Source organism: Bacteroidales bacterium (assembly GCA_029210725.1).
Lineage (GTDB): Bacteria > Bacteroidota > Bacteroidia > Bacteroidales.
Window position 1 is genome coordinate 177,932 of sequence record JARGFM010000002.1, and the last position, 15,101, is coordinate 193,032.

Annotated in this window: 12 protein-coding genes; all 12 read left to right on the plus strand. The window is 48.4% G+C overall.

The features are described 5' to 3' along the window. The 12 genes from trmB to P1P86_02050 all read left to right on the plus strand — a co-directional run bounded on the left by trmB (position 1) and on the right by P1P86_02050 (position 14,639). Positions 1 to 690: a tRNA (guanosine(46)-N7)-methyltransferase TrmB gene (gene trmB / locus P1P86_01995; GenBank protein MDF1573951.1), complete on the plus strand. Its 690-nt coding sequence runs from the start codon at positions 1 to 3 to the stop codon at positions 688 to 690. Positions 691 to 694: 4 nt separating this feature from the next. Then, positions 695 to 1,033, plus strand: a complete 339-nt coding sequence (locus P1P86_02000; GenBank protein ID MDF1573952.1) for an MGMT family protein — start codon at positions 695 to 697, stop codon at positions 1,031 to 1,033. A gap of 55 nt (positions 1,034 to 1,088) precedes the next feature. Next, a complete protein-coding gene (locus P1P86_02005) occupies positions 1,089 to 2,186 on the plus strand; it encodes an Mrp/NBP35 family ATP-binding protein (GenBank protein ID MDF1573953.1) in 1,098 nt (365 codons plus the stop codon). Between the two features lie 20 nt (positions 2,187 to 2,206). Further along, complete coding sequence (locus P1P86_02010) at positions 2,207 to 2,443, plus strand: NifU family protein (protein MDF1573954.1); 237 nt, start codon at positions 2,207 to 2,209, stop codon at positions 2,441 to 2,443. Between the two features lie 92 nt (positions 2,444 to 2,535). Further along, positions 2,536 to 5,223 carry a tetratricopeptide repeat protein gene (locus tag P1P86_02015; GenBank protein MDF1573955.1) on the plus strand — a complete coding sequence of 896 codons (2,688 nt, stop codon included), beginning with the start codon at positions 2,536 to 2,538 and terminating at the stop codon, positions 5,221 to 5,223. A 4-nt stretch (positions 5,224 to 5,227) separates the two neighbouring features. Then, the gene (locus tag P1P86_02020) at positions 5,228 to 6,784 is read left to right on the plus strand and encodes a bifunctional response regulator/alkaline phosphatase family protein (protein ID MDF1573956.1); all 1,557 of its coding nucleotides are present in this window, start codon (positions 5,228 to 5,230) and stop codon (positions 6,782 to 6,784) included. A 1-nt stretch (position 6,785) separates the two neighbouring features. After that, complete coding sequence (gene tsaE, locus P1P86_02025; GenBank protein ID MDF1573957.1) at positions 6,786 to 7,199, plus strand: tRNA (adenosine(37)-N6)-threonylcarbamoyltransferase complex ATPase subunit type 1 TsaE; 414 nt, start codon at positions 6,786 to 6,788, stop codon at positions 7,197 to 7,199. A gap of 74 nt (positions 7,200 to 7,273) precedes the next feature. Continuing rightward, positions 7,274 to 8,497: an alanine dehydrogenase gene (locus P1P86_02030; GenBank protein MDF1573958.1), complete on the plus strand. Its 1,224-nt coding sequence runs from the start codon at positions 7,274 to 7,276 to the stop codon at positions 8,495 to 8,497. Positions 8,498 to 8,518: 21 nt separating this feature from the next. After that, entirely contained in the window at positions 8,519 to 9,070 is a 552-nt protein-coding gene (locus P1P86_02035; protein MDF1573959.1) for a hypothetical protein, read from the plus strand. Positions 9,071 to 9,097: 27 nt separating this feature from the next. After that, a complete protein-coding gene (locus P1P86_02040) occupies positions 9,098 to 10,531 on the plus strand; it encodes a sodium/proline symporter (GenBank protein MDF1573960.1) in 1,434 nt (477 codons plus the stop codon). Positions 10,532 to 10,540: 9 nt separating this feature from the next. Further along, on the plus strand, positions 10,541 to 11,764 hold the full coding sequence (locus tag P1P86_02045) for a glycosyltransferase N-terminal domain-containing protein (protein MDF1573961.1): 1,224 nt from the start codon (positions 10,541 to 10,543) through the stop codon (positions 11,762 to 11,764). A gap of 175 nt (positions 11,765 to 11,939) precedes the next feature. Further along, positions 11,940 to 14,639: a TonB-dependent receptor gene (locus P1P86_02050; GenBank protein ID MDF1573962.1), complete on the plus strand. Its 2,700-nt coding sequence runs from the start codon at positions 11,940 to 11,942 to the stop codon at positions 14,637 to 14,639. Positions 14,640 to 15,101 lie beyond the last annotated feature (462 nt).

Here is a 15,101-nt window from a genome sequence, read left to right on the forward strand (position 1 = left end):
TTGGGAAAGAAGAAACTTGCCAGATTCGCTGATTTGGAGAGCCTTGAGAAGGTTTTTCAACCTTCTTTGGAAGAGATTTCAGACAGGGACTACCGCCTGAAAGGGAGGTGGAGTCCTGATGTTTTCGGGAATAACCGGCCATTGATCCTGGAGCTGGGTTGCGGGAAGGGTGAATATACCCTGGGACTGGCCAGGAAGTATCCGGACAGGAATTATATGGGGCTCGATATCAAAGGGGCACGCATATGGACGGGGGCAAAGGCTGCAGCGAATGAGAAAATGGAAAATGTGGCTTTTTTACGAACCAGGATTGATTTCATCAACTCCTTTTTTGCCAGGGATGAGATCGAGGAAATCTGGATCACCTTTCCCGATCCCCAGGGAAAGAGACGGAGGCGGAAAAAGCGGCTTACAGGAGTCTTTTTTCTGAATAAGTACCGAAGCTTCCTTAAAGACGAGGGCCTGGTTCATCTGAAAACCGATAATCGCCAGCTCTATCTGGATACCCTGGAGCTGCTCCGTTTTAATGAGTTGTCCGTGGAACTACACTCGACAGATATCTATAAGGAAAACTGGAGTGATGAGGTGGTTGGTATCCAGACCTATTACGAAAAGCGCTTTTTGGAAGAAGGAATGAAGATTAATTATCTCCGGTTCAGGCTTCCTTCCGGCAAGGAGATCAGGGATTAGATCGATGACTCAGAATAAGGGTTTCTTTGAACGTGTTTATGAAGTGACCAGGATGATCCCCTGTGGAAGGATTACCAGCTATGGGGCCATTGCCAGATACCTGGGTGCGCCTGGTGCTGCCAGGATGGTCGGCTGGGCCTTGAACCAGAGCCACAAAGCTCCCCGGTATATCCCTGCTCACCGGGTAGTAAACCGGGTGGGACTCCTGACAGGGAAGCACCATTTTGATGGTTCCACTCTCATGCAGGAATTGCTCGAAAATGAAGGCGCAATTATCGAGGAAAACCGCATCGTGAATATGGAAGATATGTTCTGGGATCCCATGGAAGAACGGGGTCTATAGCTACTTAATCTAAATAAAAAAAGCTATCTTTGAGCAAGAAAAAATTCAGTGAGTAATGGAGATACAGAAGGAGAAAATATTGGAAGTGCTGGAGAAAATCCGTCACCCGGAAACAAAAGAGAGTATTGTAGAATCTGGTATAGTGAATGAAGTGACTTACCGGGAAGGAGAATTATGGATCGGGTTGAAGTTTGGCCGGGCCAATGATCCTTTTATTCAGTCCCTTAAAAAAGCGTGCATGAGGGCCGTAAATGGCACCTTTGGTGATGATTCCCTGCAGAAAGGGCATATCCAGGTGCTGGTCCCCGACCCTCCGCCGAAGCGTGAGGTCCTCCCTGATGTGAAAAATATTGTTGCCGTGGCTTCCGGTAAGGGCGGGGTCGGGAAATCTACGGTGGCAGCCAACATGGCCGTGGCGCTGGCACAAACGGGAGCAAAGGTGGGCCTGATCGATGCAGATGTATATGGGCCTTCCATACCCAAGATGTTTGATGTGGAAGGCAAGCGGCCGTCGGCCCGTACAGAAGAGGGGGTGGAATGGATCATTCCCATTGAGAAGTACGGAGTGAAATTATTATCAGTTGGTTTCTTCGTGAAGCCGGAAGATGCGGTTGTCTGGCGTGGCCCCATGGCCACCAGCGCATTAAAACAACTGATTTCACAGGGCGACTGGGGTGAGCTGGACTATCTCCTTATCGATCTGCCTCCGGGCACAGGTGATGTACACCTGACTATGGTTCAGGAGGTTCCGGTTACAGGAGTGGTCATTGTCAGTACCCCCCAGGATGTGGCACTGGCCGATGTGGTTAAAGGAATTAATATGTTTGCCGGTGAGAAGATCAATGTGCCGGTCCTGGGCCTGGTAGAGAATATGTCCTGGTTTACTCCTGAGGAGCTGCCCGAAAACAAATACTACATTTTTGGAAAGGAAGGTTGTAAAAGACTGGCGGAGAAGATGGGAATTCCCCTGTTGGGACAGGTTCCCATTGTTCAGAGCATCAGGGAGTCGGGCGATTCCGGGAAACCGGTGGCCCTGTCAGAAAACCCCTCCGGGGAGGCCTTCCGTCTTCTCGCGGAAGAAGTAAAAAGCGCTCTGGTCAGGCGAAATGCCGAACAGGGCCCCACCCGGAAGGTAGAGATAAGCATAAAATAGGTATAAATAGCAAAGATATAATGGAAGCGATAAAAGAACGCGTCGAAAAAGCGCTGGAGAAAATAAGACCATACCTGGTCGCCGACGGCGGTGATATAGCTCTGGTGGATATCACCGATGATATGGTTCTCCTGGTGGAGTTGAAAGGGGCCTGTAATGGTTGTCCATTTAGTATGCAGACTCTGAAAGCCGGTGTGGAGATAGCGGTTAAAAAGGAGGTTCCCGAGATAAAAGAAGTAGTGGAGGTGAACAGTTAGGAGCTTTTTTACTCCGCTGATAAAATAACTTATATCAAAACCAGTTAATTATTTGTAAGAACCTGGCATTATACTGTAATAACTGGATTAAATTGCTTTCCCGGAAGACCATATATGGGGCGCTTTTGGCCCTGATTTCTGTTTACGGCCTGGTATCATGTTCCGTTGAAAAAAATACTTCACTGTCCAGGAACTATCACAATCTTACCTCACATTACAATGTCTATTTTAACGGGTATGAAAGTTATAAGCAGGGTATAGATAAGGCCAACAAGTCCATACAAAACAATTATAACCAGATTCTTGACTTGTTCCTTTATGAGAATGAGTCTGTGCATTCGGCAGCGTCAGGTGACATGAAGCGGGCCATTGACAAGGCTACCAAGGTCATCACAGTCCATTCCATCACTGCTAAACCCAAGGTTCAGCCGGGAAACCAATCTGCCAGGGACCGGGCATTTTACGATAAAAACGAGTACAATAAGTGGGCCGATGATTCATACCTCCTGATGGGAAAGGCCTATATGCACCAGGGCGAATTCTTTCTGGCTGCTGAAGCATTCAATCACATTCTGGTAACTTTTCCCGACGAAGAGATTCGTTACCTGGCCATGATCTGGCTGAGTCGCGCCTATCTGATGATTGATGAGGAGAGGGAGGCTGAACGGATTCTGACCGCCCTTTTGGATGAGGCCATTCTGCCCAGGGAGTATTTGTCGGCTTATTATACGACCAGAGCTCAGCTCCATCTTAAGAACCAGGAGTATTCGGCGGCGGCTGGGCAGCTTGAACTGGCATTGGGACAGAGGGGAGTCTCCAGGGAAGATAAAATCAGATATACCTATATTCTGGCGCAACTCTATGCATCCTCTGCACAGAATAATCTGGCCCTGGAAAAGTACAAACGGGTTACCAGGTACAATCCACCGTATGAAATGGCATTTAATGCCCGCGTAAGTATGGCCGAGGTGTTTGAATCGGGAGAGGTCGGCAGCGCCGATTTGAAAAAGTTGCTCGGGAAGATGCTCAAAGACAGTAAGAACCTGGAATATCAGGATCAGATTTATTTTGCACTGGGAAATATTTCCATGGAGGAGGGCGATCGGGAGAAAGCCATTGAGTATTACCGTTTGTCGGTCTCCGCCAGCTTACAGAACCAGTATCAGAAGGGTTATTCTTCCCTGACTCTGGCAGAAATCTTTTACGAAGAACCCGATTATCTGCAATCTGCAGCATACTACGATTCTGCTGTCACATTCCTGGACAGGGATTATCCCGGGTATGCCGGACTGGCATCACTTTCGGCCAGTCTTGATAACCTGGTGTATAACGTCAGCTCCTACGAGCTGGAAGACAGTGTACAGATGCTGGCCGCTCTTCCCGATGAGCAACGCCTGGCTGTTATTGACGGGATTATTGAAGAGCTGAGAAAGCAGGAGGAAGAGGAGCGGCTGGCAGAGCAGGAAGCCATGCAGGAGCAGGCTTTTAACCAGTCGATGTTATATGGGAATGATCAGAGATCCGGAGGAAGGTTTAACCAGCCGGGCGTTCAGACGGGCGGACAGTGGTATTTTTATAACCTGAATGCCAAAAGCTTTGGCCAGCCCGAGTTCAGAATGAAATGGGGAGAACGTGTACTGGAGGACAACTGGAGGAGAAAAAGCAAGCGCACACAATCGGAAATGAATCCGGAACAGGGGGCCGAAGCAGATACCCTGCTGGGAAATGGCGGCACTCCGGTTCTGGACAATAAAAGCAGGGAGTTCTACCTGATCAACATCCCGCTGACCGACTCAGCGAAGGAGCTGTCCCACCAAAGACTGGAAGAGGCGCTTTATAACATGGGAGTGATTTATAAGGAGCAACTGCTCGATTATGAAGAAGCCCTGGCGGTCTTTAAAGAATTAATCAGACGATATCCGGACACTGAAAACGGTCCTTCGGTGTACTATTATCTTTATGAATTAAGTAATAACCTTCAGAAACCCACGGAGGCACAATTCTATGCCAACCAGCTTTCGCTAAGCTATCCCGATTCGCATTTTGCCAAATTGTTAAACAATCCAAACTACCCGGCGGAGCTGCAGGAGGAGGAGATGAGGGTCGTACGTTTCTATGAAGGGATATACAGGCTCTATCAGGAGAAAGACTACGGTGGAGTGATTGCCGGCGCAGACAGCGCCCTGGTACTTTTTGAAGAAGATCCGCTCCTGCCCAAATTTAAGTATATACGAGCGATGGCCCTGGGAGCCGTGGGAGGAAAGGAAGTGATGAAAGTGGCGCTTGACTCGCTGATTGCACAGCATCCTTCCGCGGAAGAGAGCCTGCAGGCCAGGGAGATCGTAGAATATATGTATGTGGAGTTCCCGGAAATCATGGAAGCAGATCAGGCTGCTGAGGCTGAAGAGGTTTACGGAGCGATCGACTCTGCCGGGGAACACTACGTACTTCTTGCAGTCCATTCCAGTCAGAATGTGAACCAGGTGAGTTTCGATCTGCTGAACCACAACCTGGATTATTATAACCAGTATGATCTCTCCATTGAGCAAGTCCAGATGGCCGATTCCTATATCGTATTGCTTGTAAAGCCATTTCTAAATGCGGAGGCTGCATCCAGGTACCTGGCCGACATAGAGAAGAACAGGGAGGTAATACTTAAGGGAATTGCATTCCCGCAATACCGGATGATGATCATATCCCGGGATAATTTTGAAATCCTTTCTGAAAAGAAAGAGCTGGTACCTTACTACTTGTTTTTCCAAAAGCACTATTATCCATAATAATATGGGCAGGCAGATACATATACTATGGACCGATGATGAAATTGACCTGCTGAAGCCCTATATCCTTTTTCTGGAGGAAAGGGATTACAGGGTGACCACGGCGGCCAATGGAAACGATGCCCTGAACCTGGTAGAGCTTAACGACTTTGATCTGATCTTTCTGGATGAAAATATGCCTGGATTATCAGGGCTGGAGACCCTGGAAAGAATCAAGATTCTTACTCCTTCCACCCCGGTGGTCATGATTACCAAGAGTGAGGAGGAGGATATCATGGATGAGGCTCTGGGGGGTAAGATATCGGACTATCTGATTAAACCGGTAAATCCCAAGCAGATCCTGCTATCCATTAAAAAGAATATTGACACAAAAAGACTGGTTACCCAGAAAACCACTTCCGGATACCAGTCTCAGTTCGGCCGGATCGGTATGCAGATCAATTCGGCCTCTACCTTCGGGGACTGGACAGACATCTATACACGGCTTGTTTACTGGGAAAGGGAATTTGATGCCAGTGGGGCCGGGGGCATGGAAGAGGTGCTGCAAATGCAAAAGTCGGAAGCCAACAAGGAATTCTCCAGGTTTATCCGGAAGCACTATGAGGGTTGGTTTTCCGGGGATCAAGATGACAAGCCCCTGCTCTCACCGGGGGTCTTCAGAAAAAAGGTCTTCCCTCTGCTCCAGCAAGGAAAAGTGATGGTGGTTCTTATCGACAACCTTCGCTATGATCAGTGGAAAATCATAGAGCAGGAGATGAATGATCTCTACCGGACCGATGAAGAGCTTATCTTTTCAAGCATCTTGCCAACGGCCACCCAGTATGCCAGGAATGCCATGTTTGCCGGAATGATGCCAGGTGAAATTCAGCGTCAACATCCCGGTCTTTGGGTGGATGAAAATGAGGAAGGCAGTAAAAATGCTTACGAGGAGGAGTTGTGCAGGAAGCAGATGCAGAGACTTGGATTGGGAGCATCGTTCAATTATGAAAAGATCAGTAATCAGCGGGCAGGGAAGAAACTGGTAGAGAATTACAGCGATCTGCTTAATTATGACCTGAATATCGTGGTCTATAATTTTGTCGATATGCTCTCTCATGCCAGAACGGAGATAGAAATGATCCGCGAGTTGGCCTATGATGAGTCATCCTATCGTTCGCTGGTCCAAAGCTGGTTTCAGCATTCCTACCTCTTCGATCTGCTGAAAGAGATGAACCAGCATGATATTACCCTGGTCATTACAACCGATCACGGTGCGGTAAGGGTAAGCAATCCCGTTAAAGTGATTGGCGACCGGCAAACATCGGTCAATCTGAGGTACAAACAGGGTAAGAACCTGAACTATCCTCCAAAGGAAGTTTTTGATGTGGTTCAGCCAGAACTGGTCCAACTGCCCAGGAACCATATGACCACCAGTTACATTTTTGCCATGAACAATGACTATCTGGTTTATCCCAATAACTACAACCATTTTGTGAACCTCTACAGGAACACTTTCCAGCACGGAGGAATTTCCATGGAGGAGATGCTGATCCCTCTGTCCATTTTATCACCGGTACGTTGATATGAAAACCATTACCATTTCATCACTGAAGGAGATTGATACGGCTGCCGGGAGTTTCCTGGAAGCAGCCGGAGAGCATACTGTCATTGCCTTTTCAGGAGAACTGGGAGCCGGGAAGACCACTTTTATCCAGGCCATTTGCCGGAATCTGGGGATCGAGGTGGAAGTGAACAGCCCCACCTTTTCCCTGGTCAATGAATATTTTACTCCAAAGGGGGATTCGATTTATCATTTTGATCTGTACAGAATTGAATCTGCCGGGGAGCTTTTTGATATGGGATATGAAGAATATTTTTATTCAGGATCACTCTGCCTGATCGAATGGCCGGAAAAGGCCTCTGTACTGATTCCGCATGATGCGCTCAGGGTGAACATTTTGACAGGCGAAAATGAGACCCGGATCCTGCAATTCTGACGGTCATTTCGTGTAAAAATTGACATTCCTGACGAATTATCTTATTTTAGGCTATCCCAATAACAGGAGGAGAAATGGAAAAAAAAGGATCATCCGCATTTAATATCCATAAGGAGGGATTGATGCCCCAGGAGGAGATGCTGGAAATAGGGAACAAACACAATAGTCTGATCATTGGGATTCCTTCGGAAGACCATCAGGTGGAGAGCCGGGTGCCGTTGACCCCTGAAGCTGTGGAAATACTTACCGGTTACGGACATCAGGTGATCCTGGAACGAGGAGCAGGGAAGGCCGCGAACTATCTGGATACCGACTACTCCGAACGGGGTGGGTTTATCAGTGAGAACAGGAAAAATGTATTCAGTGAGAGTGATGTCATTTTAAAAATCAACCCTCCTACCGTAGAAGAGATCGATTGGATGAAGGAACGACAGATTTTACTCTCCTCTTTCCAGGTTTTTACCCATTGCAAGGATACTTACATCAGGGGCCTGATGAGAAAAAAGGTAACGGCCATTGCCTTTGAAAAGATCCAGGATGAACACAACTGTTATCCGGCAGTAAGAAGCATGAGTGCTATCGCAGGAACCACCAGTATACTCATTGCGGCTGAATATCTGAGTAACCAGAGGGGAGGTAAAGGTGTTATGCTGGGAGGATTAACAGGAATTACTCCCACCGAAGTGGTTATCCTGGGAGCGGGAACAGTTGCCGAATATGCTGTCAGGGCTGCAAGGGGAGTGGGCTCTGAAGTAAAGGTATTTGATAACTCCCTGCACCGTTTGCAAAGACTGCAGGGTGCCGTTGGATTTACAGTTCCAACTTCCATTTTCCATCCTAAGGTAATCTTAAAGGCCCTCAGGTCCGCCGATGTTGTAATTGGTGCAATTCGCAGGGAAGAGGGACAGCCGGAATTTTTTATCACCGAAGAAATGGTGAAAGAGATGAAGAAGGGATCGGTGATCATTGATATCAGTATTGACCGCGGGGGCTCTATTGAGACTTCTGAACTGCGCACCCAGGTGGATCCCGTATTTACGAAGCATGGCGTGATCCATTACTGCGTTCCCAATATCGCATCCAGGGTGGCCCGGACTGCTTCCATTGCCATCAGCAATGTTTTCACACCCCTGATACTGGGATTGGGGGGACTGGGTTCTACGGCCAGGCATCTGAAAGATAATGTGGGACTCAGGCATGGAGTCTATATATATAATGGCATTTTAACCAATGAGGCCATCGGTGACCGGCTGGGGATTTCTTCCAAGGACATTGATCTGCTGATGGCTGCGTTTTAATGGACAGAAAAGGAGGAAGAGATGAGGTACAGATTTGTGTTGTTGGTGGTCTTGGCCCTTACTCCGGCAGGATGCAAGATGTTTCTCGGGCCTGACAGAACCGGGGAATTTCACCTGAGTTCGGAGAAGTATCTGGCAGAGAGTTACTACTTGTTCGGGTACTCCTACGAAGACAGTGAGTTTTACAGATATCCTTTTGAAAAGAATCCCCTCCCCGATATCATCAATGAAGGCTTCCGCGTGCTGCAGGGAGATGAGACCATTGAGTTGCCCGGATTTAACACCCCCGGCCGCACAAACGGATTCGCCCTGGTGGGTGAGTTTGACAACCTGGATGATGCACGGGATTTCTACAGGGGATATACGAAGGTGGATGAAGAACTCCAGTTTTCTGTGGAAAGCGATATTGTAGAAGCGTTCCAGGTATGGATACAGAAGACCTCTGAGGGTAATTATGCGAAACTTCTGATCAGGGAGGCTGAATCCATGGAGGGGGAAGAGGGAAATAAATTCAGTGAAGTACTTATTGAATATACCTACCAGCCCAAGGGAACCAGGGATTTTCTCGATTGATCTCCCATGTTTTTTCTATATTAGGGCATGAATTTCGCCCTCTTCGGTTTTATGTTTTATCTGGTGGTGATCCTGGTGGTAGGATTCATCACCTACAACATAAACAAATCACATAAAGACTTCTTTATCGCCGGCCGGAAACTAAATCCCTGGGTGGTCGCTTTTTCGGAACGGGCTTCGGGCGAAAGTGCCTGGCTATTGCTCGGTCTGCCCGGAGCGGCCTTTGCTTCCGGCTTGCTGGAGTTCTGGACGGCGCTTGGTTGTGTGTCGGGAATCATTTTTTACTGGTTCTTTATTGCCAGGGCCCTGCGGGTGGAGACCGAAAAGCTGGAAGCCATCACCCTGCCCACTTTTCTGGCAGCCAGATTTGAAAAGGGTCAGCCTGCCATCCGGATCATAGCCACATTCATCATTATCTTTTTCTTTATTTTTTATCTTTCTGCACAGTTCAACGGTGCGGGAAAAATACTCAATGTCACTTTTGGACTGAAACAATCCACCGGGATGATCATCGGAGCCCTGGTCATCATCTTTTATACCATGATGGGAGGTTTTTTTGCAGTGGCCTGGACCGATATGGTCCAGGGCATTATTATGATCGGAACTTTGGTGGTGTTGCCGCTGGTTGGACTGGCAGAACTGAAAGAGATTCATCAGGGGACTCGTCCCCTTGCTGAATTGACCGCCATGGAAGGGCACCGGCTTCTTTCCTGGACAGGCGGCCAAACAGGATGGAGCGCTTTCGCTTTGATTATAAGCGGATTAAGCTGGGCCCTGGGGTATATGGGACAACCCCATCTGCTAACCCGCTTTATGGCTATCAAAAGTCCTGAGCAGATCAGGATCTCACGGCGCATTGCCATTGCCTGGGTGATTCCTGCTTTTACCGGAGCCTTGGTTATGGGGATTGTCGGAGCGGGACTCTATGAACAGGGAATGTTTGATGATATTGAGAAAGTCATGCCCCACCTGGCCAATGAGCTGCTGCCCGCCTGGCTGGCCGGCATCTTTGTGAGCGGTGCGATTGCGGCCATGATGTCGACCGCCGACAGTCAGCTGCTGGTTATCAGCTCCTCCATCATCGAGGACCTGTTTCACCGGACCCTGGGCTGGGATGTGGGCGATAAGGCCCTGCTGAAAGGCAGCCGGTGGATTACCATCGTGGTGGGACTGATCGGATTTGTAATTGCCCTGACCTCCGATAAACTAATATTCTCCATGGTCTCTTATGCCTGGGCAGGGCTGGGATCATCCTTTGGTCCCCTGATTTTGTTAATGCTAACCTGGAAAAGGGTGACCTGGCAGGGCACCATCGCCGGACTGCTTACCGGCTTTGTGACTACCGTGGTCTGGTCCGAGCTGACCATGCTCGACGCGGTGATCAGTGTCCGCTTTGTTTCCTGGGTGATCGCTTTTCTTGCGGTTTGGCTGGTGAGTCTTTATACTGGAAAACAAGTGTAAGTAATCTTCATGACTTTACTCTATAATATAGGGATCCGGATTTACTGGCTGATGGCCCTGATCGTCTCCCCCTGGAACCGGAAGGCCAAATTATGGGTAAGGGGCAGGAGACAGTGGTATGAAAAACTGAAAAAGGCCATGGATGGCGATCAGAAGATGATCTGGTTCCACTGTGCTTCACTGGGAGAATTTGAACAGGGCCGTCCGGTGATGGAAGAGATGCGGAAGAGACGGCCTTCCCATAAGATCCTGCTCACCTTTTTTTCTCCTTCGGGTTATGAAAAACGAAAAGACTATGCCGGGGCCGATTACGTTATGTACCTGCCGCTGGATACCAGGCGCAATGCAAAAAAGATGCTGGACCTTCTTCAGCTGGAGATGGTCTTCTTCATTAAGTACGAGTTCTGGTATCACTTTCTGCAGGGCATAAGAAAAAAGGAGGTTCCACTCTACCTGGCCTCGGGGAATTTTCGACCCGGTCAGTTATTCTTCAGAAGATACGGAGGATGGTACCGGAAATTCCTGTTTCTTTTCACCCACATTTTTGTGCAGAACAACGAGTCCGGGGAGCTGCTTTCTGGAATAGGACTGCACCGCTTCACCGTGGCTGGCGATACCCGCTTCGACCGTGTGTATGAATTGCTGAAGGATCCTTTCAGGCATCCGGCACTGGAGCGCTTTGCCCGGGAGAAGCCGGTGATCGTTGCGGGCAGTACCTGGGAGAAGGACGAACAGTACCTGGCTCAGGCTTTCGGGGAGCTTTCCGATGAACTGAGATGGGTCATTGCCCCGCACGAGTTATCGGAGAGTCATATTCGCAGCCTGCAGGAACGTTTTCCCGGCAGCGTACTCTACACGGAACTGGGAGAGATGATCCCGGAAGGAACCAGGGTCATCCTGGTAAACACCATAGGCACACTCTCCTATCTGTACAGATACGGAACCCTTGCATATATCGGGGGCGGTTTTGGCCGTGGAATTCACAATATTCTGGAAGCGGCTACCTACGGGCTCCCGGTGATATTCGGGCCGGAATATGGGAAATTTTCCGAAGCCCTTGAACTCAGTTCCCTGGGGGGAGCCTTTCCCATCGCGAATGAAGCCGGATTGTTATTCACAATTCGTCAACAACTGGAAAATCCAAAGCTGTTGAAAACCACTTCGCAAATCGCCGCAAACTATGTATCAGAGCGGGTTGGGGCGACTTCCGTTATTCTTGAAAAGTGTGTATAAATAGCGAAACGAATCTGCTTTAAAGTATCGTTTGGTGCTGTGATTTCTTTCTATTTTCGGGGTACCAAAATTGAAGTGGGTAATCTCAACAAAAGCTTAACCGTTTTTTAATGAGAATATCATTGTAATCACATAAATTCGCATTCCATATTTAAAACTAAAATCTATGAAACAAATGAAACGATTGTTATTTTCAATGGCAGTGGTATCCATGTCTGTGGCTATCATGGGTCAGGGAGTACTCAGGGGAACTGTATTGGAGGAAGAATCGGGAGGTCCTCTGCCCGGGGCAAATATTATTGAAGCAGGGACCACCAATGGTGCGATTACCAATGCGGAAGGGACCTTTGAGCTGAATACCACCTCCCAGTCAGGCCAGATAGTCATCTCCTTTCTGGGATATAAGCCTCAGACCATAAACTTTAACCTGGCCACTGCAACCGGCATTGGTGAGGTGACCATGACGATTGATGCCACCTCCATGGACGAAGTGGTGGTGACCGGTTACGGAGTCATTGACGTGGCCAAGGACCGGGAAACCCCGGTAGCTGTATCTACCATAAAGCTTCCCGAAATCGTAGCGAAGAGCGGTAACCTGGAATTTCCAGAGATCATGAAGAACACTCCTTCGGTCTACGTGGCCAGCCAGGCAGGTGGTTACGGAGACTCCCGGATCAATATCAGGGGGTTTTCCCAGGAGAACCTGGCCCTGCTTTTTAACGGTCAGCCCGTTAACGGGATGGAAGACGGCAAGGTATACTGGTCCAACTGGCAGGGACTCTCCGAGATTGCCACCGCTGTTCAGATCCAGCGGGGACTTGGTTCCTCCAAACTGGCCATTTCATCGGTTGGTGCGACCATCAACGTGGTTACCAAGGCGACCGATATGGTGGCAGGCGGGCGTGTCAGTGCCATGATGGGGAATGATAAGTATATGAAATATGTAGCCAGCTACTCAACCGGGCTGAATGAAAATGGCTGGGGAGCCAGTATCCTCTTGTCTCACTGGCAGGGTGATGGTTACAACGACGGAAATAACGGACAGGGGCAAACCTATTTCTTTTCTTTAGGTTACAAACCTTCCGATAAGCATCAGTTTAACTTCTCCATGACCGGTGCTCCCCAGTGGCACTATCAGAACTATACCAAGAACCTGAGTGCTTATGACCGAAACGGAGATGGTGAGATCAGCAACGACGAACAGCGCTACAACAGCAACTGGGGCTACAGAAACGGCGAGGTTTATTCATTCCGTGAGAACTTTTACCATAAGCCTGTTGCTAACCTGAACTGGGATTGGAACATGGGTAAAAAGTCCTCGCTTTCCACCGTGCTTTACGGATCGATCGGACAGGGTGGCGGTACCGGAAATTATGGCAGCAGCAGAAACATGTACCTCTTTGATGCGGACGGACAAATTGATTTTGATCAGATTATAGCCAATAACAGGGCCATTGTCAATGATGGATCCGAAGACTGGCATATTCCCGGAAAAACAATCGGTTCATATGGCGATGCTGCTATTCGCAGGGCTTCCATGAACATGCACCGCTGGCTGGGAGCTGTAATAAACTTCAACCATGAGATCAGTGATAAACTCTCCTTCAATCTGGGTACCGACTTCAGGACTTACTATGGCGAGCACTTCAGGCTGGTGGACGACCTCTGGGGACTGGACGGATACTGGGATAACAACTACAACGGGGCCGGATTCCAGGAACAATATCCCGGGGGCGTTGTGTACACCCAGGAACACCCTTCCAGCCCATATATGTTCTGGAGTGAAAGAAATGGGGTGAATTATGACAAGCTCGATTATTACAACAACGAGCGGATTTCCTACATGGGTGCCTTCGGACAGCTGGAATATAAGACACAGAAGCTTTCCACCTTTATTCAGGCAGCTGCCTCTACCCAGTCCTATACCCGTTTCGACTACCATTCCTACTCCGATCCCGATGATCAGATCTCTGAAACCCTCCATCATCCCGGATACAATGTGAAGGCAGGGGCCAACTACAACCTCACCGACAAGCACAATGTTTTTGTCAACGCCGGTTACTATTCGCGTCAGCCCTTCTTTGACGATCTTTTCCTGAACTATCTGAATGTTGTAAACGAGGATGTTGGAAATGAAGGTGTACTGGGACTGGAAGCCGGTTATGGTTTCAGGAGCCAGTACCTGGATGTGGACCTGAATGCCTATTATACCAAGTGGAGCGATCGTCAGATTCGCCAGGGTGGAGACTTTGACGGGGATGGCAATTACGATGATGTGGCCCTGTTTGAAAATGTGGCCGAGGTTCACAGTGGAGTGGAACTTGAATTCGAATCCAAACCCATCAGGAACCTGAGCATCCGTGGTTTTGCTTCCATCGGGAACTGGGTCTATGCCGGTGATGTGGATGCCAATATCTGGGACGAGGACCGCAATCCCATTGGAAGCGCCGACAACACCCTTTACCTGGACGGTGTAAAAGTGGGAGATGCTGCCCAGACCAGCTTCGGCCTGCTGGGAACCTATAAGATCATCAAAGGGCTCTCCGTGGACCTGGACTACCGTTTTTATGACAGGCTTTATGCAGCCATTGATCCGGAAAGCTTCGATGCAGAAGATAACGAAGGCTCCCTGGAGCTGCCCTCATTTGGCCTTCTGGACGGAGGGGTTTCCTACAATATTTACTTCAAACAGCAGAGAAGCCTGAGATTCAGGTTTAATGCCAACAACATTCTGAACAAGCAGTTTATCTCTCAATCGGATACCAACATTCATCCCGCTGCCGGCGATGATGAATGGAATGGAGTAAATATGAACAACCGGGTCTATTTCGGAAACGGATTTACCTGGAACTTCAGCATTGCCTATAAGTTTTAAAGGCCTATAGAAATTAGATTAAATCCGGGGGCGCTCCATCATCGTATGGGGTGCCCTTTTTAGTGGCCGGAAATTTGCCCCGAAAGGTTTTTTTCAGAGTCTGCAGGGTGATCAGCAATCCCGCGTGAACAGGGGGATTGCGAAAATAAACCCAGGGTGCGAAAATGCCACAATAATCAGTATATCAAGCAGATAAACCGATTTGCCTGACATGTATTTTTATCATTTTCTCATCTGTCTGCCATTCATGGAGTTAGCCCGAACGTTAATTTCTTGTTGATAAATGGAAATGAATTCGGTCCTTCCGCACTCGATTTCTTTATAATTTCATTTCCCGAAATCTGTATCAATTTAGGACCCCGTTTTCATTAGCTGTATTGTAAAGGAATTAAGTGATTCTTTTATCGTGAAAATGAGGATTTTTTCCCTCATTTTTTTGAGGACATTTTCATAATAATCAGA

Excerpts from the sequence above, each read along its gene's own strand:
- P1P86_02020 (MDF1573956.1), top strand. The coding sequence starts at position 5,228 with ATGGGCAGGCAGATACATATACTATGGACCGATGATGAAATTGACCTG.
- P1P86_02005 (MDF1573953.1), top strand. The coding sequence starts at position 1,089 with ATGGAGATACAGAAGGAGAAAATATTGGAAGTGCTGGAGAAAATCCGT.
- P1P86_02035 (MDF1573959.1), top strand. The coding sequence starts at position 8,519 with ATGAGGTACAGATTTGTGTTGTTGGTGGTCTTGGCCCTTACTCCGGCA.
- P1P86_02010 (MDF1573954.1), top strand. The coding sequence starts at position 2,207 with ATGGAAGCGATAAAAGAACGCGTCGAAAAAGCGCTGGAGAAAATAAGA.
- P1P86_02040 (MDF1573960.1), top strand. The coding sequence starts at position 9,098 with ATGAATTTCGCCCTCTTCGGTTTTATGTTTTATCTGGTGGTGATCCTG.
- tsaE (MDF1573957.1), top strand. The coding sequence starts at position 6,786 with ATGAAAACCATTACCATTTCATCACTGAAGGAGATTGATACGGCTGCC.
- P1P86_02050 (MDF1573962.1), top strand. The coding sequence starts at position 11,940 with ATGAAACGATTGTTATTTTCAATGGCAGTGGTATCCATGTCTGTGGCT.
- P1P86_02000 (MDF1573952.1), top strand. The coding sequence starts at position 695 with ATGACTCAGAATAAGGGTTTCTTTGAACGTGTTTATGAAGTGACCAGG.
- P1P86_02030 (MDF1573958.1), top strand. The coding sequence starts at position 7,274 with ATGGAAAAAAAAGGATCATCCGCATTTAATATCCATAAGGAGGGATTG.
- P1P86_02045 (MDF1573961.1), top strand. The coding sequence starts at position 10,541 with ATGACTTTACTCTATAATATAGGGATCCGGATTTACTGGCTGATGGCC.